This is a genomic window from Sphingobium sp., from assembly GCF_048594625.1.
Taxonomy (GTDB): Bacteria; Pseudomonadota; Alphaproteobacteria; order Sphingomonadales; family Sphingomonadaceae; genus Sphingobium.
In genome coordinates this window covers 1-25,058 of the sequence record NZ_JBMDWL010000009.1, presented here as the reverse complement: position 1 = coordinate 25,058, position 25,058 = coordinate 1, and the positions used below count along the sequence as shown (strand labels likewise).

At 63.9% G+C, this 25,058-nt stretch carries 29 protein-coding genes and 1 tRNA gene; 13 read left to right on the top strand and 17 right to left on the bottom strand.

Annotated elements, in window-relative coordinates:
- Positions 1 to 432: PQQ-dependent sugar dehydrogenase (locus ACOJSJ_RS01150; RefSeq protein ID WP_420143148.1), on the top strand; the 432-nt coding region annotated here is incomplete at its 5' end.
- 50 nt (positions 433 to 482) lie between these two features.
- Here the strand turns inward: ACOJSJ_RS01150 and ACOJSJ_RS01145 are convergent.
- The 3 genes from ACOJSJ_RS01145 to tpiA form a co-directional block, all read right to left on the bottom strand.
- Positions 483 to 2,114: a CTP synthase gene (locus ACOJSJ_RS01145; protein WP_420143147.1), complete on the bottom strand. Its 1,632-nt coding sequence runs from the start codon at positions 2,112 to 2,114 to the stop codon at positions 483 to 485.
- A 90-nt stretch (positions 2,115 to 2,204) separates the two neighbouring features.
- Entirely contained in the window at positions 2,205 to 2,579 is a 375-nt protein-coding gene (gene secG, locus ACOJSJ_RS01140; protein ID WP_420143149.1) for a preprotein translocase subunit SecG, read from the bottom strand.
- Between the two features lie 228 nt (positions 2,580 to 2,807).
- A complete protein-coding gene (gene tpiA, locus ACOJSJ_RS01135) occupies positions 2,808 to 3,569 on the bottom strand; it encodes a triose-phosphate isomerase (protein WP_420143146.1) in 762 nt (253 codons plus the stop codon).
- A 205-nt stretch (positions 3,570 to 3,774) separates the two neighbouring features.
- Here tpiA and ACOJSJ_RS01130 point away from each other — a divergent pair, with 205 nt between their 5' ends.
- Together ACOJSJ_RS01130 and trpE are read left to right on the top strand one after the other, a co-directional pair.
- A complete protein-coding gene (locus tag ACOJSJ_RS01130) occupies positions 3,775 to 5,724 on the top strand; it encodes a peptidyl-prolyl cis-trans isomerase (protein ID WP_420143145.1) in 1,950 nt (649 codons plus the stop codon).
- 1 nt (position 5,725) lies between these two features.
- Positions 5,726 to 7,261 (top strand): anthranilate synthase component I, encoded by a 1,536-nt coding sequence (trpE, locus tag ACOJSJ_RS01125; RefSeq protein WP_420143144.1) that lies wholly within the window; start codon positions 5,726 to 5,728, stop codon positions 7,259 to 7,261.
- Between the two features lie 186 nt (positions 7,262 to 7,447).
- On the opposite strand, the gene ACOJSJ_RS01120 is transcribed toward trpE, so the two are convergent.
- The 3 genes from ACOJSJ_RS01120 to ACOJSJ_RS01110 form a co-directional block, all read right to left on the bottom strand.
- A complete protein-coding gene (locus ACOJSJ_RS01120; RefSeq protein WP_420143143.1) occupies positions 7,448 to 8,173 on the bottom strand; it encodes an extensin family protein in 726 nt (241 codons plus the stop codon).
- Between the two features lie 3 nt (positions 8,174 to 8,176).
- Positions 8,177 to 8,962, bottom strand: coding sequence for an NUDIX hydrolase (locus tag ACOJSJ_RS01115; protein ID WP_420143142.1), 786 nt, complete (start codon positions 8,960 to 8,962; stop codon positions 8,177 to 8,179).
- A 68-nt stretch (positions 8,963 to 9,030) separates the two neighbouring features.
- A tRNA-Ala gene (locus tag ACOJSJ_RS01110) sits at positions 9,031 to 9,106 on the bottom strand.
- A 237-nt stretch (positions 9,107 to 9,343) separates the two neighbouring features.
- Between ACOJSJ_RS01110 and ACOJSJ_RS01105 the strand changes: the two genes are divergently transcribed.
- Complete coding sequence (locus tag ACOJSJ_RS01105) at positions 9,344 to 10,267, top strand: DUF2171 domain-containing protein (RefSeq protein ID WP_420143141.1); 924 nt, start codon at positions 9,344 to 9,346, stop codon at positions 10,265 to 10,267.
- Between the two features lie 222 nt (positions 10,268 to 10,489).
- Positions 10,490 to 10,828, top strand: a complete 339-nt coding sequence (locus ACOJSJ_RS01100; RefSeq protein WP_420143140.1) for a DMT family protein — start codon at positions 10,490 to 10,492, stop codon at positions 10,826 to 10,828.
- A gap of 49 nt (positions 10,829 to 10,877) precedes the next feature.
- Here ACOJSJ_RS01100 and ACOJSJ_RS01095 read toward each other — a convergent pair whose 3' ends face one another.
- The gene (locus tag ACOJSJ_RS01095; RefSeq protein WP_420143139.1) at positions 10,878 to 11,300 is read right to left on the bottom strand and encodes a hypothetical protein; all 423 of its coding nucleotides are present in this window, start codon (positions 11,298 to 11,300) and stop codon (positions 10,878 to 10,880) included.
- A gap of 71 nt (positions 11,301 to 11,371) precedes the next feature.
- Here ACOJSJ_RS01095 and ACOJSJ_RS01090 point away from each other — a divergent pair, with 71 nt between their 5' ends.
- Positions 11,372 to 11,560, top strand: coding sequence for a hypothetical protein (locus ACOJSJ_RS01090; protein ID WP_420143138.1), 189 nt, complete (start codon positions 11,372 to 11,374; stop codon positions 11,558 to 11,560).
- 97 nt (positions 11,561 to 11,657) lie between these two features.
- Here ACOJSJ_RS01090 and queA read toward each other — a convergent pair whose 3' ends face one another.
- The 5 genes from queA to ACOJSJ_RS01065 all read right to left on the bottom strand — a co-directional run bounded on the left by queA (position 11,658) and on the right by ACOJSJ_RS01065 (position 15,358).
- Positions 11,658 to 12,698 (bottom strand): tRNA preQ1(34) S-adenosylmethionine ribosyltransferase-isomerase QueA, encoded by a 1,041-nt coding sequence (queA, locus tag ACOJSJ_RS01085; RefSeq protein ID WP_420143137.1) that lies wholly within the window; start codon positions 12,696 to 12,698, stop codon positions 11,658 to 11,660.
- Between the two features lie 84 nt (positions 12,699 to 12,782).
- Complete coding sequence (locus ACOJSJ_RS01080; protein ID WP_420143136.1) at positions 12,783 to 13,571, bottom strand: peptidylprolyl isomerase; 789 nt, start codon at positions 13,569 to 13,571, stop codon at positions 12,783 to 12,785.
- 98 nt (positions 13,572 to 13,669) lie between these two features.
- The gene (coaD, locus tag ACOJSJ_RS01075; RefSeq protein ID WP_420143135.1) at positions 13,670 to 14,179 is read right to left on the bottom strand and encodes a pantetheine-phosphate adenylyltransferase; all 510 of its coding nucleotides are present in this window, start codon (positions 14,177 to 14,179) and stop codon (positions 13,670 to 13,672) included.
- 4 nt (positions 14,180 to 14,183) lie between these two features.
- The gene (locus ACOJSJ_RS01070) at positions 14,184 to 15,098 is read right to left on the bottom strand and encodes a polyprenyl synthetase family protein (RefSeq protein WP_420143134.1); all 915 of its coding nucleotides are present in this window, start codon (positions 15,096 to 15,098) and stop codon (positions 14,184 to 14,186) included.
- A 5-nt stretch (positions 15,099 to 15,103) separates the two neighbouring features.
- Positions 15,104 to 15,358 (bottom strand): exodeoxyribonuclease VII small subunit, encoded by a 255-nt coding sequence (locus ACOJSJ_RS01065; protein ID WP_420143133.1) that lies wholly within the window; start codon positions 15,356 to 15,358, stop codon positions 15,104 to 15,106.
- A gap of 201 nt (positions 15,359 to 15,559) precedes the next feature.
- Between ACOJSJ_RS01065 and ACOJSJ_RS01060 the strand changes: the two genes are divergently transcribed.
- Positions 15,560 to 15,943, top strand: coding sequence for a hypothetical protein (locus ACOJSJ_RS01060; RefSeq protein ID WP_420143132.1), 384 nt, complete (start codon positions 15,560 to 15,562; stop codon positions 15,941 to 15,943).
- 80 nt (positions 15,944 to 16,023) lie between these two features.
- Here the strand turns inward: ACOJSJ_RS01060 and ACOJSJ_RS01055 are convergent, their stop codons facing one another.
- Entirely contained in the window at positions 16,024 to 16,179 is a 156-nt protein-coding gene (locus tag ACOJSJ_RS01055; RefSeq protein ID WP_420143131.1) for a hypothetical protein, read from the bottom strand.
- A 191-nt stretch (positions 16,180 to 16,370) separates the two neighbouring features.
- Here ACOJSJ_RS01055 and purL point away from each other — a divergent pair, with 191 nt between their 5' ends.
- Positions 16,371 to 18,611, top strand: coding sequence for a phosphoribosylformylglycinamidine synthase subunit PurL (purL, locus tag ACOJSJ_RS01050; RefSeq protein ID WP_420143130.1), 2,241 nt, complete (start codon positions 16,371 to 16,373; stop codon positions 18,609 to 18,611).
- Positions 18,612 to 18,648: 37 nt separating this feature from the next.
- Here purL and ACOJSJ_RS01045 read toward each other — a convergent pair whose 3' ends face one another.
- The 3 genes from ACOJSJ_RS01045 to ACOJSJ_RS01035 all read right to left on the bottom strand — a co-directional run bounded on the left by ACOJSJ_RS01045 (position 18,649) and on the right by ACOJSJ_RS01035 (position 21,754).
- Complete coding sequence (locus ACOJSJ_RS01045; RefSeq protein ID WP_420143129.1) at positions 18,649 to 19,185, bottom strand: GNAT family N-acetyltransferase; 537 nt, start codon at positions 19,183 to 19,185, stop codon at positions 18,649 to 18,651.
- 247 nt (positions 19,186 to 19,432) lie between these two features.
- The gene (locus tag ACOJSJ_RS01040; RefSeq protein ID WP_420143128.1) at positions 19,433 to 20,902 is read right to left on the bottom strand and encodes a diguanylate cyclase; all 1,470 of its coding nucleotides are present in this window, start codon (positions 20,900 to 20,902) and stop codon (positions 19,433 to 19,435) included.
- A gap of 72 nt (positions 20,903 to 20,974) precedes the next feature.
- Positions 20,975 to 21,754, bottom strand: a complete 780-nt coding sequence (locus ACOJSJ_RS01035) for a methyltransferase domain-containing protein (RefSeq protein WP_420143127.1) — start codon at positions 21,752 to 21,754, stop codon at positions 20,975 to 20,977.
- A gap of 61 nt (positions 21,755 to 21,815) precedes the next feature.
- On the opposite strand from ACOJSJ_RS01035, the gene ACOJSJ_RS01030 reads away from it, so the two are divergent.
- The 3 genes from ACOJSJ_RS01030 to bfr all read left to right on the top strand — a co-directional run bounded on the left by ACOJSJ_RS01030 (position 21,816) and on the right by bfr (position 23,928).
- Positions 21,816 to 23,057 (top strand): DUF418 domain-containing protein, encoded by a 1,242-nt coding sequence (locus tag ACOJSJ_RS01030; protein WP_420143126.1) that lies wholly within the window; start codon positions 21,816 to 21,818, stop codon positions 23,055 to 23,057.
- A gap of 58 nt (positions 23,058 to 23,115) precedes the next feature.
- Positions 23,116 to 23,286: a (2Fe-2S)-binding protein gene (locus tag ACOJSJ_RS01025; protein WP_420143125.1), complete on the top strand. Its 171-nt coding sequence runs from the start codon at positions 23,116 to 23,118 to the stop codon at positions 23,284 to 23,286.
- Positions 23,287 to 23,448: 162 nt separating this feature from the next.
- Positions 23,449 to 23,928 carry a bacterioferritin gene (bfr, locus tag ACOJSJ_RS01020; RefSeq protein WP_420143124.1) on the top strand — a complete coding sequence of 160 codons (480 nt, stop codon included), beginning with the start codon at positions 23,449 to 23,451 and terminating at the stop codon, positions 23,926 to 23,928.
- 92 nt (positions 23,929 to 24,020) lie between these two features.
- Here bfr and ACOJSJ_RS01015 read toward each other — a convergent pair whose 3' ends face one another.
- Complete coding sequence (locus ACOJSJ_RS01015; RefSeq protein ID WP_420143123.1) at positions 24,021 to 24,428, bottom strand: (deoxy)nucleoside triphosphate pyrophosphohydrolase; 408 nt, start codon at positions 24,426 to 24,428, stop codon at positions 24,021 to 24,023.
- 83 nt (positions 24,429 to 24,511) lie between these two features.
- On the opposite strand from ACOJSJ_RS01015, the gene ACOJSJ_RS01010 reads away from it, so the two are divergent.
- Entirely contained in the window at positions 24,512 to 24,697 is a 186-nt protein-coding gene (locus tag ACOJSJ_RS01010) for a Flp family type IVb pilin (protein WP_420143122.1), read from the top strand.
- Positions 24,698 to 24,841: 144 nt separating this feature from the next.
- Positions 24,842 to 25,003 (top strand): Flp family type IVb pilin, encoded by a 162-nt coding sequence (locus ACOJSJ_RS01005; RefSeq protein WP_420143121.1) that lies wholly within the window; start codon positions 24,842 to 24,844, stop codon positions 25,001 to 25,003.
- Positions 25,004 to 25,058: the final 55 nt, after the last annotated feature.

The window sequence follows — 25,058 nt, the reverse complement described above, 5'->3', positions numbered from 1 at the left end:
CGCCTGTGGGAACAGGAAATGGGGCCAAAGGGCGGGGATGAAGTGAACCTGATCAAACCCGGCCTCAACTATGGCTGGCCCAAGGCATCGAACGGCGACCATTATGACGGTCGCGATATTCCCGACCACAAGCCCGGCGATGGATTCGAAGCGCCCAAGGTCAGCTGGAACCCGGTCATTTCGCCGGGCGGCCTGCTCTATTACACCGGCAGCGCCTTTCCCCAGTGGAAGGGGTCGCTGTTCATCGGCGGCCTGTCCAGCCAGAGCCTGGTGCGCGTGAAGCTGAACGGCGATAATGCCGAAAAGGCCGATCAATGGGACATGGGCGCCCGCATCCGCGAAGTGGAACAGGGACCGGACGGCGCGCTGTGGCTGCTGGAAGACGGCGGCAAGTCGCAGGGCCGGATGCTGAAACTGACGCCGGCGGGGTGACTGCCCTTGCCCTGAAACGAAAAACGGGGCCAATATGGCCCCGTTTCCTTTTACACCAACCGGCTCTGCTTGACCGCCGCGGCGATGAAGCTGGCGAACAGCGGATGCGGATCGAATGGTTTGGATTTCAGTTCCGGGTGGAACTGAACCCCTACGAACCATGGATGGTCGGGCCGCTCGACGATTTCGGGCAATGTGCCGTCGGGCGACATGCCGGAGAAGATAAGGCCACCCTTTTCCAGCGGCTCGCGATAGCTGGCGTTGACTTCATAGCGGTGACGATGCCGTTCGCTGATGTCGTTGCCGCCATAAATGCCCGCGACAACGCTGTTGCCCGTAAGCTTGGCCGGATAGGCGCCCAGACGCATGGTGCCGCCCAGATCGGTCTGCGCGGTGCGCTTCTGAAGCCCTTCCGCGCTCATCCATTCGGTGATGAGGCCCACGACCGGTTCGGACGTTTCGCCAAATTCCGTGGTCGATGCGCCGGCAATGCCCGCCGTGTTCCGCGCGCCTTCGATGCAGGCCATCTGCATGCCAAGGCAGATGCCGAAGAAGGGCACATTGCGTTCACGCGCGAACTTGACCGATTCGATCTTGCCTTCGGACCCGCGCACGCCAAAGCCGCCGGGGACCAGAATGCCGTGCATTGGTTCCAGGCTGGCGACGATGTCGTCACCCTTTTCGAACAGTTCCGCGTCGATCCATTTGACGTTGACCTTCACCCGGTTGGCAAGGCCGCCATGGTTCAGCGCTTCATAGAGCGACTTGTACGCGTCCAGCAGGCCGACATATTTGCCGACCACGCCGATCGTCACTTCGCCTTCGGGATTGAGCTGCCGGTCCATGATGTCGGTCCAGCGGTCCAGCGTGGGCGCAGGCGCGTCGCCGATGCCAAAGGCGCGCAGCACTTCATTGTCCAGCCCTTCGGCATGATATTGCTCGGGGACGGCATAGATGCTCTTGGCGTCGAGCGCGGGGATGACCGCTTCGGGCCGCACGTTGCAAAACAGCGCGATCTTGCGCCGCTCGCTTTCGGGCAGCGGATGTTCGCAGCGGCACAGCAGGATGTCGGGCTGGATGCCCAGCGACGTCAGTTCGCGCACGCTATGCTGGGTCGGCTTGGTCTTCAGCTCGCCCGCCGCCGCGATGTACGGCACCAGCGTCACATGGACGAAGATCGACTGGCCGCGATCGAGGTCGTTATGCAGCTGGCGAATCGCTTCCATGAAGGGCAGCGATTCGATGTCGCCCACCGTGCCGCCGATTTCGCAAAGCACGAAATCCAGATCTTCGGTGTCGGCCGTGGCGAATGCCTTGATCTCGTCCGTGACGTGCGGAATGACCTGCACCGTCGCACCCAGATAATCGCCGCGCCGTTCGCGCTGGATGATCGTCTGGTACACGCGCCCCTGCGTCACATTGTCGGACTGGCGCGCCGAAACCCCGGTAAAGCGTTCATAATGGCCAAGGTCGAGGTCGGTTTCCGCCCCGTCGTCGGTCACATAGACCTCACCATGCTGATAGGGCGACATCGTGCCCGGATCGACGTTGAGATAGGGGTCGAACTTCCGGATTCGCACACGGAAACCTCGCGCCTGCAACAGAGCTGCAAGCGATGCGGCCATAAGGCCCTTGCCAAGCGAGGAGACCACGCCGCCGGTGATGAAAATATACCGCGTCATGGGAGGGGAGGCTTAGCCTTTCGGAACAACAAAGGGCAAGCGCGCGAATCCACGCGCGCTTAAAAAAAGATCGAAAGATCGGTGAAAGGTTTAGTTGGCGAGCGGAACCGCGCCATTGGCCGCAGGCGCGGATGCCGCGTTGCTCGCCGCACCGGCCAGCGGATCGGCGTTTGCGGGCGCCGGGGCGCTCTGGCTCGCGGGGGCCTGCTTCACCAGCGACGTGTCGATGTCGCTGGGCGCGTGCCGCACCGATGCGATGACCGCCATCACGATCGACAGCAGCACAAAGATGCTGGCGAGGACGGTGGTGGAGCGGGTCAGGAAATCGGCCGCGCCGCGCGCGGACATCAAGCCGGCGGGGCTGCCGCCCACGCCCAGACCACCGCCTTCCGACTTCTGCATCAGGATGACGGCGACCAGCAGGGCCGCGATGATGGCCTGAACGACGAGAAGGAAAGTGAACATGGCGACGATGTGTCCGGTGAAATAGGATGCGTTGGCGCGCACATAGCGATGAAGGCGCGCCGGGGCAACCGTGTCAGGTCACCCGACGCATACTGAATGGCTTATACGGATCGCCGTTCGTTTCGAGCCTGGTCGAGAAACGAGGTCGAGCCAGGATCAGCGCATTCACGCTGACACAGCGCTTGCCGCTTCCCGACTTCGCTCGAAACGAACGGATGGTCATTTATCTCAGGCCGCGGCCGCCATGCGCTGTTCGGCCGCTTCGATGATCGGCGCGAATTTGGCGGCGGACAGGCTTGCCCCGCCGACCAGCCCGCCGTCGACATCCGCAATGGCCATCAGGTCCGCCGCATTGTCGCCGGTCATCGATCCGCCATAGAGGATTCGCATCTTGTCCGCTTCCGCGCCGATCCGGCTGGCGAGCGCGCTGCGCAGCGCCGCATGCATGGCCGCGACCGCTTCCATCGTCGGGATGCGGCCGGTGCCGATCGCCCATATGGGTTCATAGGCAACCGCCAGCCAGTCGGCGGCCGCTCCTTCGGGCAGGGATGCCAGCAACTGGTCGGCGACCACCTGCTCCGCCCGCCCCGCGTCGCGCACGGCCAGCGTTTCGCCCACGCACAGGATGACGTTGATGCCCGCCTTGTGCGCGGCGACCGATTTGGCCGCGATGTCGGCATTGGTTTCGCCGCGCGCCTCGCGCCGTTCGCTATGGCCGGTGATGACCCATGTCGCGCCCGCTTCGGCCAGCATGTCGGCCGACAGCGACCCGGTATAGGCGCCGCTTATGTCCATGTGGCAGTTTTGCGCGCCGATGAACGCCGCCCCACGCCGTTCGGACCCCGCCATAATCAGGGTCGCGGGCAGGCACAGGCCCACCTCCACCGACGGATGCGCAGCGGCCACGCGGCCGATCGCTTCCAGTTCGTCCAGATGCGCACGCATCCCGTTCATCTTCCAGTTGCCGACAACCAGCTTTCGCCTGCCCATCAATCTGTTCCTTGTGATTATTGCTGCACGTCGCCCCCGCCCTTTCGCCACCGGACCAGCAAAGGCCAAAGGCGTCTCCTTCGAAAGAGAGGTAAGCTGTCAAAGCCGATGAACGGGCCTCACGCATTTGTCCAGCCCAAGCCTTGCCGCCGCGCGCATCCGCCCCTAAAGCAGGCCGCCACATAGCCGCTTTTCTGGAATCCCCATGCTTTCTGTCTTTCGCAGCTTCATCCGATCCAAATTCGGCGCGCTGATCGCCGTCCTCTTTCTGGGCGTCATCGCCGCCGCCTTCATCATGGGCGATTTGACCAGCGGCAATTACGGCAATGCGCTGGGCGGCGGCGGCACCGCTGCCAGGGCAAAGGGCTATAAGCTCAGCGAAAGCGAATTGCAGGATCGCGTGCAGCGCGTGTTCGAAAATGCGCGCCGGTCCAACCCCGGCCTTCAGATCAGCGAATTTTTCACGCAGGGCGGCGGCGCGCAGGTGTTTGACCAGTTGGTCGCCGCGCTGACGCTGCGCGCCTTCGCCGACGATCAGGGCGTGCATATTTCCAAGCGTCTGGTCGATGCGCAGATTGCGCAGATCCCGGCCTTTCAGGATGCAGCGGGCAATTTCAGCAACGATAATTTCCGCGCCCTGCTGGTCCGCGAACGGCTGACCGAACAGGCGCTGCGCGACGACATCAGCCGCGAAATCCTTCAGCGTCAGCTGATGGCCCCCGTCGGTCTTGGCGTGAAGCTGACCGACAGCCTCGTCCTGCCCTATGCATCGCTCCTGCTGGAAGCGCGTCAGGGCGCGGTCGCCGCCATTCCGGCCGTCGCCTTTCTGGACGACAAGGCGCCCACCGATGCGCAGCTGGCCGATTTCTACAAGAAGAATGCGGACCGCTACACGATTCCCGAACAGCGTCGCATCCGCTATGCCGTGATCGACGCCGAACGTTTCGCGCAGGCGGCCCAACCCAGCGACGCCGACATCAGCGCCTATTACAACCAGAACAAGGCCGCCTATGCCGCCAAACAGAGCCGCAGCATCGAACAGCTGGTGCTGCCGACGCAGGCCGCCGCCAAGGCGATCGCCGATCAGGTGAAGGGCGGCAAGAGCCTGGCCGACGCGGCGAAGGGCGCGGGTCTGGCGGTGTCGGCCCAGACCGATCAGAGCCGCGAAGCGCTCAACGCATCGGCTGGCAAGACCGTCGCCGACGCCGTCTATGCGGGCAAGCAGGGCGACCTGATCGGCCCCATTCGCGGGTCGCTCGGCTGGCTGCTGGTGCGCGTGACGGGGGTCAAGGAAACCCCTGCCCGTCCGCTGGCCGCCGTGCGCGACGACATCGTCGCCACCCTGCGCGTGCAAAAGGAAAAGCAGCTACTGACCGACTTCACCGGCAAGATCGAAGATGCCATTGCCGACGGCGGCACCTTCGACGAAGTGGTGAAGGATAATGGCCTGAAGCTGGAAACCAGCCCGCTGGTGCTGGCGACGGGCAAGCAGGTGAAGGATTCGGCTTTCACCGCCGGTCCCGACCTGCAACCGCTGCTCGCCCCCGCCTTCGCCATGAGCGCGGACGATGATGCGCAGCTGATCCCGATCACCGCCGAAAAGCGCTATGCGCTGGCCGCGCCGGGTGAAATCGTCGCCGCCGCGCCGCCCCCACTGGCCGAAGTCAAGCAGCTGGTCATCGCCCAGTATAAGCTGAACGCGGGCAACGAAAAGGCGAAGGCGCTGGCCGAACAGATCCAGAAGAAGCTCGCCAAGGGCGGCAGCCTTGCCGACGCCATCGCGCAGGCGGGCGTCAAGCTGCCCGCGCCGCAGACGCTGGGCGGTCGCCGCGCCGACATCATGCGCGGGGAACAGCGTCCCCCGGCTGAAGTGGCGATCCTCTTCTCCATGGCCGCCAACACCGTAAAGACGCTCCCGATCGGTCAGGATCGCGGCTATTTCGTCGTGCAGCTGAACAAGATCGAGCGCGGCGATGCGAAGGGGCAGCCCGAACTGCTCAATCAGGTCCGTACCCAGCTGGCCGATGTCGTGGGTCAGGAATATGGGCAGCAGTTCGAAAAGGCGATCGAGAAGGAACTGGGCGTGACCCGCAACGCCAATGCCGTCGCCACCGTGCGCACCGCGTTGTCCGCTACCAACAGCGGCGACCAGTAAGATGACGGCGACGGGGGGCAGCATGGACGGCGTGGCGTCTGCACGCGCGGCATTGGCGCGCGGCGAATCGGCGCTGGTGTGGCGGCGGCAGATCGCCGATACCGACACGCCGATTTCGGCTGCCCTCAAGCTGTTCGAGAATGGACGCGGCGACTATCTGCTGGAATCGGTGGAGGGCGGCGCGGTCCGTGGCCGCTACAGCCTGATCGGCCTTGCCCCCGACCTCGTCTTCCGCGCCCATGGCCAGCATGCGGAAATCAACCGCGCATGGGCGACCGATCGCGATGCCTTCGTCGCACTGGATGCGGGTGCGCTCGATGCGCTGCGCGATCTGGTCGCCGAATGCCGGGCGGATATGGACCCCGCCCTGCCCGCCGCGCTCGCCTGCCTCGTGGGCTATTTCGGTTATGAAACGGTCGGGCTGGTCGAAAAACTGCCTCGCCCGCCCGCCAATCCCATCGGCGTGCCCGACATGCTGTTCGTGCGGCCGACGGTCATCCTGATCTTCGACCGGCTGGCCGATCAGCTCTATCTGGTCGCCCCGGTATGGAAGGGCAGCTTTGCCGCTGACGGAAATGGCGCCGACAGGGCGATCGACGCCGCGTTCGAACGAATCGACGCCACCGCCGCGCGGCTTGCCGCGCCGCTTCCTGCGCTGCCCGCCCCGACGGACATTGCCGACATCGCGGTCACGCCGGTGCTGGAACCGGGCCGCTATGCACAGATGGTCGACCGGGCAAAGGACTATATCGTTGCGGGCGACATTTTTCAGGTCGTGCTGGCGCAACGTTTCACCAGCCCCTTCACCCTGCCCCCCATCGCGCTCTACCGCGCGTTGCGGCGGATCAATCCGTCCCCCTTCCTCTATTATCTCGACCTGCCCGGCTTTGCGCTGATCGGGTCGTCGCCCGAAATATTGGTGCGCGCGCGCAATGGCGAAGTCACCATCCGCCCGATCGCGGGCACCCGTCCGCGCGGCAAGAGCGCGGTGGAGGACGCCGCCAATCGCGAAAGCCTGCTCACCGATCCGAAGGAACGGGCCGAACATCTGATGCTGCTGGACCTTGGCCGCAACGATGTCGGCCGCGTCGCCGCTGCCGGATCGGTGACGGTGACCGAAAGCTACACCGTCGAATTTTACAGCCACGTCATGCACATCGTGTCCAACGTGGTCGGGCGTCTGGCCGATGACAAGGACGCGATCGACGCCCTGTTTGCCGGCTTCCCCGCGGGCACCGTATCGGGCGCGCCCAAGGTCCGCGCGTGCGAGATCATCGCCGAACTGGAGCCGGAAACGCGCGGCGCCTATGCTGGCGGGGTCGGCTATTTCGGGCCGGACGGCAATATGGACAGCTGCATCGTCCTGCGCACCGCAGTTCTCAAGGATGGCGTGATGCATGTGCAGGCGGGCGCGGGCATCGTCGCCGATTCGACAGCCGAATATGAACAGCGCGAATGCGAAGCAAAGAGCGGCGCCCTGCTCGCCGCCGCCCGCGAAGCGGTGAGCGTGGCCAGGGAATCGGGCTTCGGGCAATAGGGCGACGGCTTTTAGGATGGTTTTCCGCCATGCCCCTCCCGCCAGCGGGAGGGGCAGCGAGACTTGCACGCGCAGCGCGTTAGGCGCAGCGGGGTGGGCTTCCGCGACGTCCAGCCCACCCCCTAACCCCCGCCCGCCAGCGAAAGGGGGAACATGACCACCTCCGGTCGAAACCCGCCGCCCCCCTCACCGGCACGCCCGCCACCCCGTCGCGCCGCGTTCCGCCTGATCCAGATGGAAATGGTCGCGATGGGCCGCATTATAGTCAGGTGACAGCACGGTCGAAAACAGGTCGCAAGCCCCATCCCGCACCGTGCGCAGGAACTGCGCATCCTGCCCCTCGCCCTTCCAGTCGTTCAGCACGCTCACCTGCCGTCCGTCCTTCAGCACGAAGGCGGCGATGTCGATCGCATCGGCCGTCGCATGTTCGCTGAAATCGCCCTGGCTGCGACCGTACATCCGGCGGCAACTATAGCTGCCGAAATGGCGGACGCTGCGCACCGGCTGACCGTAGAAGCGGTGCGCGGCGGGCTGCACCACCTGCCATTCCCACAACTTGAACGCCGCCACCACCGGGCATGATGGCGCAACGGACGCAGGCGCCAGCGCCATCGCATCCCCATCGCGCCGCAATCGCACCGCATCCTCGTAACGGCACTGATCCGCGCCGCCCGGCTTCATCGCGACATAATCCACGCCCGCCCGGTCCAGCAGCGCGCGACATCCCGCCGCATCGCCCGTCAACGCCGCCAGCTTGCGTCCGGTGAACAGCCCCACCGGCTGCGACAGGTCCAGATCGGTCCATGGCAGATCCTGCGGCCGTTGCCGCAACGCGCCATAGCCCAGCAGGATCAGGAACAGCAGCCCGGCAAGGATGATCAGGCGGCGCAGCGTCAGGTGCAGTCTTCGCATCCCCTAAGCACGCCGGACCCGCCCCATCGGTTCCCCCGTCACCGGATAACCCGCGTCATCGGGAATGCACAGATGCATTTCCCCGCCCCGTTCCTCCCGCCACGGCCGGATCTTGCGCACGGGATGCGCCATGGCATGGGTGACCAGCGCATCATGGCTGTCATATTGCGCCAGCCGTTCCAGATTGCGCCGCGTGGGAAAGATGATCTGCGCTTCGCCCCTGTCCGCCATGGCCAGCGTGTCGGCGGCGCTGCGCCACATCAACCGGACATTTTCCGTGCTGTCGACACTTGCCATCTGTCCCTGCGGCGCGCGCGCCAGATAGAATCGCGTGTCATAGATGCGCCTTGCGCCTTCGAACGGCGCGGGGTGCCACCGCGCAAAGGGCGTCAGCGCGTCCAGCGCGATCCCCAGCCCCAGCCGATCCAGCATCTCGCCCAGTGACCGCCCGTCATGCAATCCGTCGCGCAGCCGCAACAGCGCCGCCGCATCGACCCCGCCCGTCAGGCCGATCCCCAGCCCGGCTTCTTCCACCGTTTCGCGAATGGCGGCGATGCGATGCGCGGCTTCATCATCGTCCAGCCCATGATCGATGCGCGCGGCCAGCATATGGTCGCCCGCCTCCACCCCGCCGCCGGGAAAGACCAGCGCGCCCGCGGCAAAGGCCATGGTCGACGCCCGTTCCATCATCAGCAATTCGGGCGCGCCATCGGGCCGGTCGAATATGATCACCAGCGTGGCGGCGGGCCGTCCCGCATCCTGCACGCCGCTATCCAGTTCATCTGTCATGGAAACCGCTCTACGCCCGTCCGGCGACCACGGTAAAGTCCTTCGGAAAATCCAACCTTTGGGAAGGTTGGTGGAGCCTAGCGGGATCGAACCGCTGACCTCGTCATTGCGAACGACGCGCTCTCCCAGCTGAGCTAAGGCCCCCGAAGGAGCGCTGCCTATAGGATAGCGATTTGGCCCTTGCAACAGTCTTTTGCGCAAAAATCGCGGCCCATGGTTAATCTGCATCAATTCCGTGGAAAAGCGGCGGATTCCGGTCACGACAGGGCGCCCGACGCGCGGGACATTACCCGTCCGTAACGCCCGGAACGATGGGCCGGCCCGGTCATTGATCCCCCGTTGGCGCCGCGCACGGCGTTGCAGAAAAGAAGGAGAAGGACGATGGGTTACCAAGGCGGACGCCGCTATGGTGGCGAAGACCGTTATTCGGCAAATTGGGATCGCGGCAACGACCGCTATCGGAGCGCGCGCGATGATGATCGCGGCTATCGCTACGGTACGCGCGGCCAGTTCGGTGGACCCGATTATCGCCGCTCTCCGCATGATTACGATCCCGACGAACGCGGGTTCTTCGACCGGGCGGGGGATGAGATACGCAGCTGGTTCGGCGATGAAGAGGCCGAACGTCGCCGCGAATATGACGAATATTATAACCGCCCCTATGGCGACCCGCGCGATCAGTCGAGCCGGCTTGGCTATGCCGCTGCGGCGCGCAGGGATTATCTCCCCAATCGCGGCTACGCGCCCTATGCCGGCGAACGCAGCGGCTATGGCAGCGAAGATCATGGCAACCGCATCCGCAGCTATGGCCCGCAACAGGATTATGGCGCGCACCATGACAGCAATTATCACAGCTGGCGCCAGCAGCGGATCGACGAACTCGACCGCGACTATGCCGAATATCAGCGTGAGAATCGCGATCGCTTCAACAGCGAATTTGGCACATGGCGCACGCGCCGCGGCGAACAGCGGCAGGCGGTGACACAGGTCCGCGAACATCAGGAAGTCGTCGGCAGCGACGGCGAACATGTCGGCACAGTGGACAAATTGCGCGGCGACCGCATCATCCTGACCAAGAGCGACAGCGACGCGGGCGGCGTCCACCATTCGATCCCGTCCAGCTGGATCAAGTCGGTCGACGCAACCAAGGTGACGCTGGAAAAGACCGCCGAACAGGCACAGGACGCCTGGCGCGTGGAGCGCGAACAAAATGCCCTGTTCGGCGACCGCGATCGCGACCAGACCGGCTGGGGTAGCGAGAATTATGCCGGCAGCATCAGCACGGGCGGCACCCGCTATCGCTAACCGCGCTTTTGGTGTCATCTGGAATGAATGACTAACAAACGGCGTCTGGAGCATGACGGGTTTCAATCCCATCGGATCATGCTCCACATGCTGATCGACAACTGATCGGCGATACCGAAATGAATCAGGCTCGGCGCTATTCCGCCGGGCCTGATTCATGCCAGCTTGCCTTGCACAGGCATGCGGTGCCAAAGCATCGGCTCCGTCCTGTCAGAGGTGCCGATGCCCACCCTTATCCTGCTGATCCTGTCGAACATCTTCATGACCATCGCCTGGTACTGGCATCTGAAGGGCGGCATGGACAAACCGATCCTGCTGGTCATCCTGATCAGCTGGGGCATCGCGCTGTTGGAATATTGCCTGGCCGTGCCCGCCAACCGCATCGGCTATGCCAGCGGGTGGAGCGCGGGTCAGCTCAAGGTCGCGCAGGAAGCGATCGCCCTTATCATCTTCGGCGGCTTCATGGTCACGGTACTGGGTGAACCGTTGCACTGGCGGCACCTTGCCGCCTTCGCCTGCATCATGGGCGCGGTGGCGTTCCTGTTCGTGGGCCGGAATTAGGCTTCATCGAAGCAAAAGGGGTGGTCGGCCAGTTCGAAACCGACCAGAATCAGGGAAATGAAGCGGCCACCCATTCCCTCCTTCCATCAACCGATGGGGCGCAGTTCTTCAGGCAAATCGTCGCCGCCGACACCATGGCATTCGAACGCGGACTCGCGCTATAGGTGCTGAACTGCCCCAGCGGCAGCGCCGTGCCGCAAAAGGCGCATTCCGCGACCATCCTGCCGACGATCCATTGCCGCCGGGTACAGGACGGGCAGTGATTGACCTCGCCAGCATGATAGAGCGGGATATAGGCAGCGCCAAAGGGCGGCTGCACCGTGGGGCAAGCGGTCTGCATGGGCCTTGTCCTCCTATTGCCTGATAAAACAACGCCTGACATGGCAAATGTTTCATCAACGCATCGAACCGGCCCTTCCCACGCGGATGGAACTTTCGACCCGGTGAAACGCTGCTGATGCTCCAACATCATTCGCTTCCCGCATCATGACATCGGCCGGTTCGGCGGGCGTCGCGGTGCCCCCTCAACGGTGGAGATCATGCATGAAGAATGTCGTAGGCACGGTGATCGGCGCGGCCATCGATCGCCGCGATGGCGACAGCGGCGTCAAGGGCGCGATTCTTGGCTATGTGGCGTCGGGCACGGTCAAGACGGTCGCCAAACTGGGCACGCTGGCAGCCATCGGCTATGGCGTGGTCAGCATGGTCCGTCGCGGCGCCGCTCGCCGCTAACGCGTTGTAAAGTCATCCGGAACAGATGACAGTTCGCTCAATGCAGTGAACAAAAGACAGTCAGGGCATGATCCGATCCAGTCAATCGGATCATGCTTCAAACCGACCGGTCGGGCAGCAGCAGCGAACTGTCGCCATAGCTGTAGAAACGGTATCCCGTTTCGATCGCATGGGCATAAACCTGCTGCATCCGCTCCGTCCCCATCAGCGCGGACACGAGCATGAACAGCGTCGATTTGGGCAGGTGGAAATTGGTCATCAGCCCGTCGACCGCCCGAAACCGATAGCCCGGCGTGATGAAGATGCGGGTTTCGTCGGCGAAGGGGCGGATGATGTCATCCTCCCCTGCCGCGCTTTCCAGCAGGCGCAGCGACGTCGTGCCGACCGCGATCAGCCGTCCGCCCGCCGCCCGCGCCGCGTTCAGCCGGTCAGCGGTCGCCGCGTCGATCCGCCCCCATTCCGCATGCATGCGATGGTCGTCGGTATCGTCCGCCTTCACCGGCAGGAACGTCCCCGCCCCCACATGCAGCGTCAGCGTCTCGGTCGCGATGCCCGCCTCCGCAACGGCCGCCATCAGGTCCGGCGTGAAATGCAGCGCGGCCGTGGGCGCGGCCACCGCGCCATTTTCCCGCGCGAACATCGTCTGATAATCGCTGCGGTCGCGCTCGTCGGTCGGGCGCTTGCTGGCGATATAGGGCGGCAAGGGCATCCGCCCTGCCCGTTCCAGCAGCAGCTCGACAGGCTCGTCGCCCTCGAAATCCAGCGTCACCCCGCCATCATCGTCGCGCGGCCCGGCAATCGCCGTCACCCCCGCGCCGAAATCGATCCGATCGCCCGCCCGCACCCGCTTGGCATTGCGCAGGAACGCCTGCCATTGCCGCAGCCCCTGCCGCTTGTGCAGCGTCGCGCCGATGCGCGCTTCGCCCCGCATCCCTTCCAGCTGGGCGGGAATGACCTTCGTATCGTTGAACACCAGCACGTCGCCCGCGCGCAGCATCGACGGCAGGTCGCGCACGACCCGGTCCTGCATCGCGCCAGACCCCGGCACCATCAACATGCGCGCGCTGTCCCGCGGCGAAGCGGGGCGCAGCGCGATATTTTCGGGCGGCAGGTCGAAATTGAACAGGTCTACGCGCATGGCTGGTAACGTTTCATCATAACGGACTGACCCCGCTCGCGCGCAGCGAACGGGGTCTGGAACTGCATCAAAAGCCGGACCGGTTTACTTCTTCTTCGGCGCGGCCTTCTTGGGCGCGGCCGCCTTCTTGGGCGCAGCCGCCTTCTTGGGCGCAGGCGTATCGATGATCGAAACCGGCGGCGCGGGCGGCGGCGGCAACGCCGTCACCGGCGGCTTGCCGTCGCTTTCGATCGACGCCTGCAGGATCACGCTGGGGTCGGCGGGCGGTTCGCCTTCATGGATCGCGTCGACATATTGCATGCCTTCGATCACGCGACCGAACACCGTATACTTCTTGTCCAGCTGCATGCGGGGCAACAGGACGATGAAGAACTGGCTGTTCGCGCTGTCCTCGCTTTGCGCACGCGCCATGGACAGCGTGCCGCGCAGGTGCGGCATCTGGTTGAACTCAGCCTTGATGTCGGGCAACTGCGAACCGCCGGTGCCATCGCCCTTGGGGTCGCCGCCCTGCGCCATGAAGCCGGGGATGACACGATGGAATTTCAGGCCGTTGTAAAAGCCCTGACGCGTCAGTTCCTTGATCCGTTCGACATGGTTGGGGGCGATGTCGGGGCGCAGCTGAATGCGCACGCGGCCGCCGGTCGATAGGTCCAGATCCCAGATATTCTGCGGATCGGCAGGCACGGTTGCCGGCGGCAGCTTGGGCGCGATGTCATGGCCCAGCGACTTGGCGGCTTCCTGCGCCTTCGCGGCGGTTTCGGCCTTCTTGAAATCTTCGCCCTTGCCGCCTCCGCCGCCCTGGGCAAAGGCCACGCCGGACGCGGTGAGGGCGAGGCCGATCGCCACGGTCTTGAGCGCGCAGGTAAAACGCATGGAGTGAAACTTCCTTGATGTCTTTAAGCCGGAGCCAAGCCGCCCTGATAGCGCGCTGATCGCGATTGGCAACTGAACGCAGGCTGAGCGATGCAAACTCACCCGCCTTTTCGTCCGATCTTTTCGACGCGGGCGACCACTTCGTCGCGCACCGTCGGGCTGACGAATTTATGGATCGGCCCGCCGTAGAGCGCGATTTCCTTGACCAGTCGCGACGCGATCGGCTGCAACGACACGTCGGCCATCAGGAACAGCGTCTCGATCCGGCTGTTGATCTGCTGGTTCATGCCCGCCATCTGATATTCATATTCGAAATCCGCCACGGCGCGCAGCCCGCGCACGATAACGCTGGCATTTTGCGATTCGGCAAAATCCATCAGCAGCGAATTGAATCCGGTCACCACGATTTCTGTATCGATGTCCGCACATTCGCGCCGCACCATTTCCAGCCGTTCCTCGTCGGAAAACATCGGCGATTTGGAGATGTTGGTGGTGACGCCGATGACCAGCTTGTCGACCAGCTTCGCCCCGCGCCGGATGATGTCCATATGCCCCAGCGTGATGGGGTCGAAAGTGCCGGGATAGACGCCGATACGCTGCCTGCTCATGATATTAGCGGTCCCTCTCCACGATATAGTCGGCAATGGCGCGCAGCAGGTCGGCTTCCGCGCCATGTCCGTGCAGATGCGCCTTGGCCTGATCGACCAGCATATGCGCCTGTGCGCGGGCGCGCTCCACGCCCAGCAGCGACAGGAACGTCTCCTTGCCCGCCGCCGCATCCTTGCCCAGCGCCTTGCCCGCCAGCGTGGCGTCGCCCTCTACGTCCAGCAGGTCGTCCGCAATCTGGAACGCCAGCCCGATGTCGCGGGCATAGCCGTGCAGGCCCGTGCGCGCTTCATGCGGCAGGCGCGCCATGATCGCGGCGGCCTCCACACAGAATGCGATCAGCGCCCCGGTCTTCAGGTTCTGAAGCCGGGTCACGGTGGCCAGGTCGAAACGGGTCTTCTCCGCCTCCAGATCCATCATCTGACCGCCCGCCATGCCGCCCGGCCCGCTGGCCAGCGCCAGCGCCTTCACCAGCTCGATCCGCACGAAGGCGTCGGGATGGGTCTGTTCGTCGGCCAGTATCTCGAACGCCAGGTCGTGCAGGCAATCGCCCGCCAATATGGCCGTCGCCTCGTCGAACGCCTTGTGGACGGTCGGCTTGCCCCGGCGCAGGTCGTCATCGTCCATCGCGGGCAGATCGTCATGGATCAGCGAATAGACATGGATGCATTCGACGGCGAGGCCGACCCGCAGCGCCGATTCGCGCGACAGGTGGAACAGGTCGCATGTCGCCTGCACCAACAGCGGGCGCAACCGCTTGCCGCCGCCGATCGCGGCATGGCGCATCGCGTCATACAGCCGCGCGCGTGCGTCCTGCGGCACGTGCAACAGCGTGTCGAACGCCGCGTCGATCTCCGCCGCGACGATGGCCGCGCGCGCCCTGACCAGTTCGCCGGCTGGGGCGGCCCCTGTTACCGCCATGGACGTCAGTCCGCGCCGAAAGGCTGCGCGCCGGTCACCGCACCATGGGCGTCGACCGTCAGTTTCGCGATCCGCGCTTCGGCCGCCTGCAACCGTTCGGCGCAGCGTTTGCGCAGTTCTTCGCCCTTCGCATAGAGCGAAATGGATTCGTCCAGCGGCACGTCGCCGCTTTCCAGACGCCGCACGATGGTTTCCAGCGCGCGCAGGGCGTCTTCGAACGACAGGGTTTCGGGGTCGGGGGTGGAAATGTCCTCAGCCATGTCCTTGCATTGGCCGCCACCACGCCCCCGGTCAAGCCCGCCCCGCTTTTTATGCCCGCCCACCGCGAAAAGCCCCGCACTTCGGGCATTTGCGTCATACCCTGTCATGAAAGGGTCATGACGTCATATCAGGGGGCATGGCGGGAATGGCTCAGTTTTGCGTTGACGCACCATGTTGCGCATGCACATAAAAGGATCACTATGAAATATTATCTCCCCCTCATCGCCGTCGCCAGCGTCGCGCTGCTCTCGGCTTGCAACAAGAATGACGAACCGGAAGTCGTGGGCGGCCCTGCCGACCCGATGGCAGCCCAGCTGGCCAACGCCGCGCCGGTCGAACTGCCCCCGTCGGTCAAGGCGAACAAGCAGTTCCGTTGCAAGGACAACAGCCTGGTCTTCATCGACTATATGAGCGACGACAAGACCGCGCTGCTGCGCACGGAAAAGGGCGGCACCGCCACCTCGCTCAAGGCGCCGGAAGCCGGTCAGCCCTTCACCGCCGAGGGCGGCTTTGAAGTCAAGGGTTCGGGCAACGAAGTCACGATCACCGTTCCGGGCAAGGGCGCACAGGCCTGCCACGTCTGATCTGAAGCTGTTCCGGATACGGAAACGCAAACCGGCCGGACCTCCCCTAAAGGTCCGGTCTTTTCATTGCCTTCGTGCAATCAGTCGCTGTTCAGCATCGCCAGCGCCGCGCGATCGGCATAGGCCGCCGCCAGCCGCCGATGCACCATCTTGGCCCGTTCCGATGTGGACGCCTGTTCCATCAACCGCTGCTTCTTGCAACGACTGGAAAAATAGAAGAAGTCTCGCCCCTTCATAGCTGCACCTCTTTGCGGCTTTCGGTCTCCGTCGAATCGCCACCCCGCTCCTCGCATGACCTTTGGGGAAGAATCTTAAACTTTTCTTTCCGGCGCGATGGAATGACGGCCGGGCCGGATCGCCCGATATTGCGCGTCATGCTGCACGCCCACCATTGCCCTTGGCCCCCGCCCCCGCTAAAGGCGCGGGCATGTCCAGCACCGCATCCCAGATCACCCCGGAAATCGTCACCGAACATGGCCTCAGCCCGGAAGAATATGACCGCGTACTCAAGGCGATCGGCCGGGAGCCGAACCTGACGGAACTGGGCATATTCTCGGTCATGTGGTCGGAACATTGTTCGTATAAATCGTCCAAGATCCACCTGATGAAGCTGCCGACCAAAGGGCCTCAGGTCATTTGCGGTCCGGGCGAAAATGCGGGCGTGGTCGACATTGGCGATGGTCAGGCCGCGATCTTCAAGATGGAAAGCCACAACCACCCGTCCTACATCGAACCCTATCAGGGCGCGGCGACCGGCGTCGGCGGCATCCTGCGCGACGTGTTCACCATGGGCGCGCGCCCGGTGGCGAACATGAACGCGCTGCGTTTCGGCCGCCCCGACCACCCCAGGATGAAGCATCTGATCAGCGGCGTGGTGCATGGCATTGGCGGCTACGGCAATTGCGTGGGCGTGCCGACCGTGGGCGGCGAAGTGAATTTCCACCCGGCCTATGACGGCAACATTCTGGTCAACGCGATGACCGTGGGCGTCGCGGACACCGACAAGATTTTCTATTCGGCCGCCAGCGGCGTCGGCAACCCGATCGTGTATGTGGGGTCCAAGACCGGCCGCGACGGCATCCATGGGGCGACCATGGCCAGCGCAGACTTTGGCGACGACGCCGACGCCAAGCGCCCGACCGTACAGGTCGGCGACCCCTTCACCGAAAAGCTGCTGATCGAAGCCTGTCTGGAACTGATGGCGTCGGACGCGATCGTTGCTATTCAGGATATGGGCGCGGCGGGCCTCACCTCCTCCAGCGTCGAAATGGCGTCGAAGGGCGGCGTTGGCATCCACCTGAAAATGGACGACGTGCCGCAGCGCGAAACCGGCATGACCACCTATGAAATGATGCTGTCGGAAAGCCAGGAGCGCATGCTCATGGTGCTCAAGCCCGGCCGCGAAGCCTTTGCCGAGGCCATTTTCAAGAAGTGGGAACTCGACTTCGCCGTCATCGGCCATGTCACCGACACCGGCCGCATGGTGCTGGAGCATAAGGGCGAGATCGTCTGCGACATCCCGCTCGCTCCGCTGGCCGACGACGCGCCGCTCTACGACCGTCCCTCCATGCCGAAGGAAGACTATCAGGCATGGTCGAAGGTCGCGCCGCTGGGCGACATCGGCGAAAGCGACGACATCGGCGCGGACCTCATCAAGCTGATGGGCAGCCCCGACATCGCCAGCCGCCGCTGGATCTGGGAACAGTACGACCATATGGTCGGCGCCGACACGGTGCAGCGCCCCGGTGGCGACGCCGCGGTCGTGCGCGGCCATGGCGCGCAAAAGGGCATCGCGATCAGCACCGACTGCACGCCGCGTTATTGCTATGCCGACCCTTATGAAGGCGGCAAGCAGGCGATCGCCGAATGCTATCGCAACCTGTCGGCCGTCGGCTCCACGCCGCTGGCCGTCACCAACTGCCTCAACTTCGCCAATCCGCAGCGCCCCGAAATCATGGCGCAGCTGACCGGATGTCTGGAAGGCATGGGCGACGCCTGCCGCGCGCTCGACTTCCCGATCGTGTCGGGCAACGTGTCGCTCTACAATGAATCGAAGGCGACCGGCGGCGGTTCGGCGATCCTGCCGACCCCGGCGATCGGCGGCATCGGCCTGCTGGCCGACGTCGATGTCATGGCGACCGTCGCGTTCAAGGGCGAAGGGCAGGACATCGTCCTGATCGGCGACACCGCCAGCCATCTGGGCCAGACCATCTGGCTGCGCGAAGTCCATGGCCGCGAAGATGGCGCCGCGCCCACCGTCGACCTGACCCGCGAACGTCAGGCGGCGCAGCTCGTCCGCGCCCTCGTCGCCACCGGCGAAGTCACCGCCGTGCATGACGTATCGGATGGCGGCCTGCTGGTCACCGTCGCGGAAATGGCGCTGGCGGGCAAGGTCGGCGCGACCATCGAACCGGACTGGGACAATGACACGCTGCTCGTCGCGCAGATGTTCGGCGAAGATCAGGGCCGCTATGTCGTCACCGGCGACGCCGCGACCATCCTCGCCCGCGCGGAGGCCGCTGGCATCCCCGCCACCCGTATCGGCGTGACCGGCGGCGAAGCGGTGACCGTGGGCAATGCCGAAGAAAATATCGGCTGGGCCACGCTGCACGACCTGCGCAGCGCGCATGAAGGCTTCTTCCCTGCTCTGATGGGCAGCGAACTGTAAAGCCAGGAAAAGGGCGGGATCATCTCCCGCCCTTCTTTTATAACCGGCGAAAGATATATTCCGCATCGGTCCATGCGCCGACGCGAAATCCATAATCGCCGACCTTCACGAAACCACGTTTGGCATAGACCGCCTGCACCCGGTCATTGCCCGACCATACGCCCAGCCACACCGGCCCCGGCATCGCCATATCCAGCCAGTCCAGCGCCACATCCATCAGCGCGCGCCCGATCCCCATCCCCTGCGCGGCGTTCAGCGCATAAAGCTGATATAATTCCCCCTGATCCGCCGACGCCTGCGGATGCGGCAGCTTGCACGGCCCCGCATGGGCGTATGCGATCATGTGTCCATCATTCCCTTCGGCCACCCATGTCGCATGAGCGGGATCGGCCAGCTCTCTGGCGACCGTTTCCACGCCATAACAATCCGCCTCGAACACGGCGAGGTCGGCGGGCGGATAGGGAATGGCAAAGCCATCCAGAAACGTCTCGCGAAATGCCGCCAGCTTCAGCGCCGACAGGCTGTCGGCATCGCCGGGCACGGCAGGACGGATGGTGAAGGAGGCCTCTGTCATATCCAACAGATGGCAGAGGGCGCAGCGCCCTTCAATCGCGCTGTCCTGTCCTACCCGCCTGCGCCGTCCTATACTGGCGCCGCTGCTTTCCGATCGGATCAGCCCCGCGTAACTTTATGTCCGATTCAGCGGGAAATGTGCGAAGTTAAAGCATGGTCGAAGCAGCCGGCATCATCTGCCAGCCGGAAAATGCGGAGAATGAAAGGCAAATGGAGCGTGATCCGGTTCAGTAGGAACGGATCGCGCTTTAATCCGCCGCCACCGCCGCCATGCCCACCCGGTTCCGTCCGCCATGCTTGGCTTCGTACAGCGCCCGGTCGGCCCGGTCGATCAGGCTCTGGGCCTCCTCTCCGTCCGGGTCCGCCTGCGCCAGCCCGATGCTGACCGTCACCACGCCGCCGGGCGCGGGCGATACCAGCCCCTGTGCCTCCACCGCGGCGCGCATCCGTTCCGCCACCACCGCCGCCTCCCCGACATCGGCGCCGGGCAACAGCACGGCAAACTCCTCCCCGCCATAGCGCGCGACCAGATCTCCGCCACGCCGGGCACAGGTCATCAGCGTCGCCGCCACCTCCTGCAACCGCGCATCGCCGACCAGATGGCCGTGATGATCGTTCAGCAGCTTGAAATGATCGATGTCCACCATGATCAGCGCCATGGTTCCGCCCTGCCGCCGCACCCGCGCCAGTTCGCGGCGCAACATCTCGTCGAAACGACGGCGATTGGCGACCCCGGTCAGCCCGTCGACATGCGACAGCAGTTCCAGCCGGTCCTGCTCCTCATAATTATGCACCTGCACCAATATGCTGCGCACGCCATAACCGATGGTGGCGAATATGCATCCCGCCACCGCCAGCCCTTCATGTTCGCGCAGCAACAGCGCCGCCACGGTCAGCAGCGTCGCGGGCAACAGCAACGGACTGCCCGCCCGCACCACCCGGCCGAAACGCCGCCCCGTCCGCACCACCATGGCGGGCCGCTTTTCACCCACCGCCAATATGGTCAGCAACAGGAACGGCAGGTCGATGATCAGGTCGGGCCAGGCGCCGAACGCCGTCTGCCATTCGAAATGATTGATGTAGAAAGCGGCCAGCAGATAGGCGACCGCATAAAGGCTGACCGTCCACAGAAATCCGTGAAACCGTTCGTCCCGGCACGCCAGCAGGCGGATCAGCGCAAAGACCGCGATATAGGCATTTTCCAGATCGAACAGCAGCCGCAGCGCCGCCAGATTCGCGTCCTGTGTCCCCGCCATGGTCGATTGGGTGAAGACATAGCGGAAGAAGAGGTAACCCATCGCCGCGGCCAATATGCCGTCCACCATCCGCACATGCCACGGGTCGTCCGCCGGACTGGCCAGCGCGAAGATCAGCGGCACGCCATAAAGGACATAGAGCAGGATGCTCGCCCCGCCCTCGCCCTCTCCGCTCAGCCAGAGGATGTTGACGACGGTGGCCACCATCCCGCCCGCCCATAAAGGCATGGCGATGGCCAGAACAGCCCAGCCTTCCCATCCTGCGCGCCATCCACGCCACAGACAGGCCATGCCCGCGATCAGCGGCGCACCGACCAGAAAGACCAGCGACGTCGCCTCGCCCCCATCTCCGGCCATGGCGATCAGCATCGCATGCAGCAACAGAAAGCCCAGCGGCAGCACGGCAGGGTGCACCACCGGACGGATCGCCCGCGACGAAGCGCGATCAAGGGCGCCAGCCATCTCCATGGCCGCAAACCTAATCGGGAAAAGGTTAATCTTTTCTCAGGCCGGACTGCCTTTGCCGGATCGCCTTCAGACCGGTCGCGTCACCCGCGCGAACAATATCTGGTAACCGTCCGTCCCGCCCCCCGCTTCGAACGCCGCCATCACGCGGCGCAGATCGGCGGGGGCAAGCGGCTTTCGCCCCGCATCGGGCACCACCGCGCCGATCCCTTTCAGATGCGCGATCAGCGCGCGCGCCCCGCCACCATCCAGCGGGCAATCCTGTTCGAAGACGGCGCCATCGGGATAGCGCGCCAACATCGCCTGCACCCCGTCCAGCGACGGATAATCCGGCACCCCCGCCATCAGCCCGCACGCGCGATGCGCCGCGCGCCAGCGGGCGAAGCTGCCCCGCCCCATGGTGGAAAAGATCAGGCTGCCCCCCGGCCGCAACAAAGCGACCAGCCGCGCGATCGCCCCGTTCAGATCGTCGAACCACTGGAATGTCAGGCTGGACAGGATCAGGTCGAACCTTGGCCCGTCGAAAGTCGGCGCTTCGCCGTCCATCGTCATGAACCGGCCTGCGATCGGCCCATGCGACGCCGCCTGCGCCAGCATGCCGGGCGATATGTCGGTCGCGATCAGTTCCGCGTCCGGCCAGCGGGCCTGAATGTCCCGCGTCAGAAAGCCGGTGCCACAGCCGATTTCCAATATTCGCGCGACATCGTCCGGCCGCTGCCGCGCGGCCAGATCGGCCACCCGCGTCGCGGCCATACGTTGCGGCCCGGCATGCACGTCATAATGGCCCGCCGCCGCGCCGAACGCATCGCTGATCCGTTGCTTGCGCCATTGCGTGGAACCATCATTCATGGCTAGGCGGATGGCAGAGCCTCGGACGTCTGGCCAGCCCTTTTGCAGGAACTTCCGCTTCATGACCGCATCCCACCGTATCCCCGCCATGGACGTTCTGCGCGGTTGCGCCGTCATGGGCATATTGTGGATGAACATCACGGCTTTTGCCCTGCCGCAGAACGCCTATTTCAACCCGGCCGTCGCCGGGCCGCCATCGGCCGCCGACATCATCGCATGGGCGATCAGCCTGATCGCCATCGACAGCAAGATGCGCGGCCTGTTCGGCCTGTTGTTCGGCGCGTCCATGCTGCTGCTGATCGACCGGGAGGAAATGGCCGGACGCGACGGGCGGCAATCGCAACTGATCCGGTCGGGCTGGCTGTTCGTGATCGGCTGCGCCCATTTCCTGCTGCTGTGGTGGGGCGACATATTGCGCGTCTATGCCGTGGTCGGGCTGTTCGCGATGCTGTTCGTCAACCTCGAACCCTTTGCGCTGGTGAAGCGCGCCATGCTCTTCTTCCTGTTTCAGTTCCTGATCTGCGCCGCCTTCATCGGCAGCCTCTATCTGTGGGACAGCGCCGCCGCCGCGCCCGGCGCAGGTGGCGCTCTGCGCGAAGGCTATGCCACATTCATGGCCGCATTGTCGGACCCGGCCAGCCCAGCGACGCAGGCGGAAATCGCCACCTATCGCGGCGGCTTCATCGGCATCGTCCAGCATAAGCTGGCAGGCCTGCTGGGCGAATGGCTGTGGGGCTTTCTGTTCACCGCCTTCGAAACGCTGGGCTTCATGCTGCTGGGCATGGCGATGCTGAAGGGCGGGTTCCTGACCGGCAACTGGGACGCGGACCAATATCGGCGCACCGCCCGCCATTGCTTCCTGATCGGCCTGCCCCCCATGGTCGCGCTAGCGCTGTGGGTATGGTTCAGCGGCTTTGCGCCACTTCCGGCCTTCGGCGTGGCGCTCGCCTGGTCGCTGCCCTTCCGCATTCCGCTGACCGTCGGCTGGGCCGCGCTGATCCTCTGGCTGCTGGCGCGTCATCGCACCCATCCGCTGGTCGCGCGCCTCGCCGCCGCAGGTCGCCTGACGCTCAGCAATTATCTTGGCACCAGCATCGTCATGACCGCCATCTTCTATGGCTGGGGACTCGGCCTTTTTGCGCAGGTGCCGGCCGCCGCCCTTCCGCTCTTCGTACTGGGGGGCTGGGCAGCGATTCTCCTATGGTCCAAACCCTATGCCGACCGATTCGCGCTCGGCCCGGCCGAATGGCTGTGGCGCAGTCTGATCCGTGGCCAGCCGCAAAAGATTCGCAAGAGCAGCTGATTACTATTGCGAGACATTATTAGCAACGTTATGAGGAATCATCAGGAGAACAGCTTCGATGGTCGTCTGCGTTTGTAATGCGATTCGTGAAAAGGATCTTCGGGAAGCCGCGCGAAACGGGGCGGATACCCCGTGCAGCGCCTATGCCCAATATGGTCGCCGTCCCAAATGCGGCCAGTGCGTATCCTTCGCCCGTACCATCATCGCGGCGGAACGCGCCGCCGCCTGAGGCAGCATGATAAAGGGATTGCGAAACAGCCGCAGCGGCTGACATGCGATCACCACGCAATAGCGTAGTAAAAAAGCCCTGATTTCCAAGGGTTTTTAACTTAACAGCACCTGCCCGAAACGTTATAAGGCCGGCGTTCCCCCATTGCCGGAGTATAGCGCCATGAAAGGCGATCCCAAGGTCATCGAATATTTCAACGAAGTCCTCAAGAATGAGCTGACTGCGATCAATCAGTATTTCCTGCACTATCGCATTCTCCATCACTGGGGCATCGATAAGCTCGCAAAGTTCGAATATGAAGAATCCATCGATGAGATGAAGCATGCGGACAAGGTGGCGGAACGCATCCTCTTCCTCGACGGCCTGCCCAATTTCCAGTTGCTCGGTCGCCTGAAGATCGGCGAAACGGTCGAAGAAATTCTGAAGGCCGACCTCGAACTGGAATATGAGGCGCTGCCCGTCCTGCGCGAAGCGATCGCCTATTGCGAATCGATCAAGGATTTCGTCAGCCGCGACCTGTTTCAGTATATCCTCGAAAGCGAGGAAGAGCATGTCGATACGCTGGAAACCCAGTTCGAAATGATCGAACGCATGGGCATCCAGAATTATGTCCAGCTTCAGAGCAAGGCGAAGGAAGACTGATCTTCCTTGTCACCGGGATCATGACTGACCCGGCACCTGTGCGAAAAAAGGGGCGCTATACCGGGGCGCCCCTTTTTTGCTTCACGCGTTCATCACAACAGAGCGTCGAGCAATCCGATCAGAGGCAGGTCCGCCGGCGGCATGTCGAGCGCGTACATTTGCGCGGGCTTCAACCATTTGAGGGCGGTTGCATGCCGCGCTTCGGGCACGCCCTTCCACTTACGGCAGACATAGAGCAGCAGCAGCAGATGCTTCTCGCCCAGCGCTTCGCTGGCAAAAGTTGCGGGGGCTAGGCAACTCTGATGCGTCTCTATACCCAGTTCCTCTTCCAGTTCGCGCACCAGCGCCGCTTCGGGCGTTTCGCCCGGCTCCACTTTGCCCCCCGGAAATTCCCACAAATCCGCCATCGCCCTGCCGGGCGGCCGCTGCTGCAACAACACGCGGCCGTCGGCATCCACCAATGCGACGGCGACGACCAGCAGAGGAGAAATCGGGGGCATAACGGTCCATTCGACAGGGCTTTATTAACCCTGCTCCCTTTACATGTTCATCGGGGACTGTCTGCAACGAACTGGGGTCATATATGCGCGCGCTCGTCAAAATGCTCGTTCGCCGGGGACCGCTCCGCTGCGACCGTGGCGCGACCGCCGTCGAATATGGGCTGATCATTGCGCTGATCGTGCTGGCCATCATCGTGTCTCTCAACTCTGTCGCTACCAAGACGACCAACATGTGGAACGATGTCGCGGACAAGGTTAACAAGAGTTAACCATCGATATTTGACAGATGATATTCGCCATTAAGGTTTTCTCAACCGGCCCTGTCTAATTCGATACTTAGCTGACCACGAAATATTGAAGCGGGGGCGGCCGGGTAGTTGAACGTTTTAATCGATATTTCCAGGAGACATCACATGAAGTCGATCCGCAAGATGCTGAAGAATGAAAAGGGTGCCACCGCGATCGAATATGGCCTGATCGCCGCTCTGATCGCCGTCGCCGCCATCGGCGCGATGACCACCCTGGGCAGCAAGCTCAACACCACCTTCCAGAACGTTTCGGGCAACCTGAAGTAAGCTCGACACGCTTCGTGCGAATAGAGAGGCGGGGGGGGCGCCGGCCGCCCCCCCG

Bases quoted from the DNA above. Each gene is read 5' to 3' on its own strand.
- ACOJSJ_RS01145 (WP_420143147.1), bottom strand. From the start codon at position 2,114: ATGACGCGGTATATTTTCATCACCGGCGGCGTGGTCTCCTCGCTTGGC.
- secG (WP_420143149.1), bottom strand. From the start codon at position 2,579: ATGTTCACTTTCCTTCTCGTCGTTCAGGCCATCATCGCGGCCCTGCTG.
- tpiA (WP_420143146.1), bottom strand. From the start codon at position 3,569: ATGGGCAGGCGAAAGCTGGTTGTCGGCAACTGGAAGATGAACGGGATG.
- ACOJSJ_RS01130 (WP_420143145.1), top strand. From the start codon at position 3,775: ATGCTTTCTGTCTTTCGCAGCTTCATCCGATCCAAATTCGGCGCGCTG.
- trpE (WP_420143144.1), top strand. From the start codon at position 5,726: ATGACGGCGACGGGGGGCAGCATGGACGGCGTGGCGTCTGCACGCGCG.
- ACOJSJ_RS01120 (WP_420143143.1), bottom strand. From the start codon at position 8,173: ATGCGAAGACTGCACCTGACGCTGCGCCGCCTGATCATCCTTGCCGGG.
- ACOJSJ_RS01115 (WP_420143142.1), bottom strand. From the start codon at position 8,962: ATGACAGATGAACTGGATAGCGGCGTGCAGGATGCGGGACGGCCCGCC.
- ACOJSJ_RS01105 (WP_420143141.1), top strand. From the start codon at position 9,344: ATGGGTTACCAAGGCGGACGCCGCTATGGTGGCGAAGACCGTTATTCG.
- ACOJSJ_RS01100 (WP_420143140.1), top strand. From the start codon at position 10,490: ATGCCCACCCTTATCCTGCTGATCCTGTCGAACATCTTCATGACCATC.
- ACOJSJ_RS01095 (WP_420143139.1), bottom strand. From the start codon at position 11,300: ATGATGTTGGAGCATCAGCAGCGTTTCACCGGGTCGAAAGTTCCATCC.
- ACOJSJ_RS01090 (WP_420143138.1), top strand. From the start codon at position 11,372: ATGAAGAATGTCGTAGGCACGGTGATCGGCGCGGCCATCGATCGCCGC.
- queA (WP_420143137.1), bottom strand. From the start codon at position 12,698: ATGCGCGTAGACCTGTTCAATTTCGACCTGCCGCCCGAAAATATCGCG.
- ACOJSJ_RS01080 (WP_420143136.1), bottom strand. From the start codon at position 13,571: ATGCGTTTTACCTGCGCGCTCAAGACCGTGGCGATCGGCCTCGCCCTC.
- coaD (WP_420143135.1), bottom strand. From the start codon at position 14,179: ATGAGCAGGCAGCGTATCGGCGTCTATCCCGGCACTTTCGACCCCATC.
- ACOJSJ_RS01070 (WP_420143134.1), bottom strand. From the start codon at position 15,098: ATGGCGGTAACAGGGGCCGCCCCAGCCGGCGAACTGGTCAGGGCGCGC.
- ACOJSJ_RS01065 (WP_420143133.1), bottom strand. From the start codon at position 15,358: ATGGCTGAGGACATTTCCACCCCCGACCCCGAAACCCTGTCGTTCGAA.
- ACOJSJ_RS01060 (WP_420143132.1), top strand. From the start codon at position 15,560: ATGAAATATTATCTCCCCCTCATCGCCGTCGCCAGCGTCGCGCTGCTC.
- ACOJSJ_RS01055 (WP_420143131.1), bottom strand. From the start codon at position 16,179: ATGAAGGGGCGAGACTTCTTCTATTTTTCCAGTCGTTGCAAGAAGCAG.
- purL (WP_420143130.1), top strand. From the start codon at position 16,371: ATGTCCAGCACCGCATCCCAGATCACCCCGGAAATCGTCACCGAACAT.
- ACOJSJ_RS01045 (WP_420143129.1), bottom strand. From the start codon at position 19,185: ATGACAGAGGCCTCCTTCACCATCCGTCCTGCCGTGCCCGGCGATGCC.
- ACOJSJ_RS01040 (WP_420143128.1), bottom strand. From the start codon at position 20,902: ATGGCTGGCGCCCTTGATCGCGCTTCGTCGCGGGCGATCCGTCCGGTG.
- ACOJSJ_RS01035 (WP_420143127.1), bottom strand. From the start codon at position 21,754: ATGAATGATGGTTCCACGCAATGGCGCAAGCAACGGATCAGCGATGCG.
- ACOJSJ_RS01030 (WP_420143126.1), top strand. From the start codon at position 21,816: ATGACCGCATCCCACCGTATCCCCGCCATGGACGTTCTGCGCGGTTGC.
- ACOJSJ_RS01025 (WP_420143125.1), top strand. From the start codon at position 23,116: ATGGTCGTCTGCGTTTGTAATGCGATTCGTGAAAAGGATCTTCGGGAA.
- bfr (WP_420143124.1), top strand. From the start codon at position 23,449: ATGAAAGGCGATCCCAAGGTCATCGAATATTTCAACGAAGTCCTCAAG.
- ACOJSJ_RS01015 (WP_420143123.1), bottom strand. From the start codon at position 24,428: ATGCCCCCGATTTCTCCTCTGCTGGTCGTCGCCGTCGCATTGGTGGAT.
- ACOJSJ_RS01010 (WP_420143122.1), top strand. From the start codon at position 24,512: ATGCGCGCGCTCGTCAAAATGCTCGTTCGCCGGGGACCGCTCCGCTGC.
- ACOJSJ_RS01005 (WP_420143121.1), top strand. From the start codon at position 24,842: ATGAAGTCGATCCGCAAGATGCTGAAGAATGAAAAGGGTGCCACCGCG.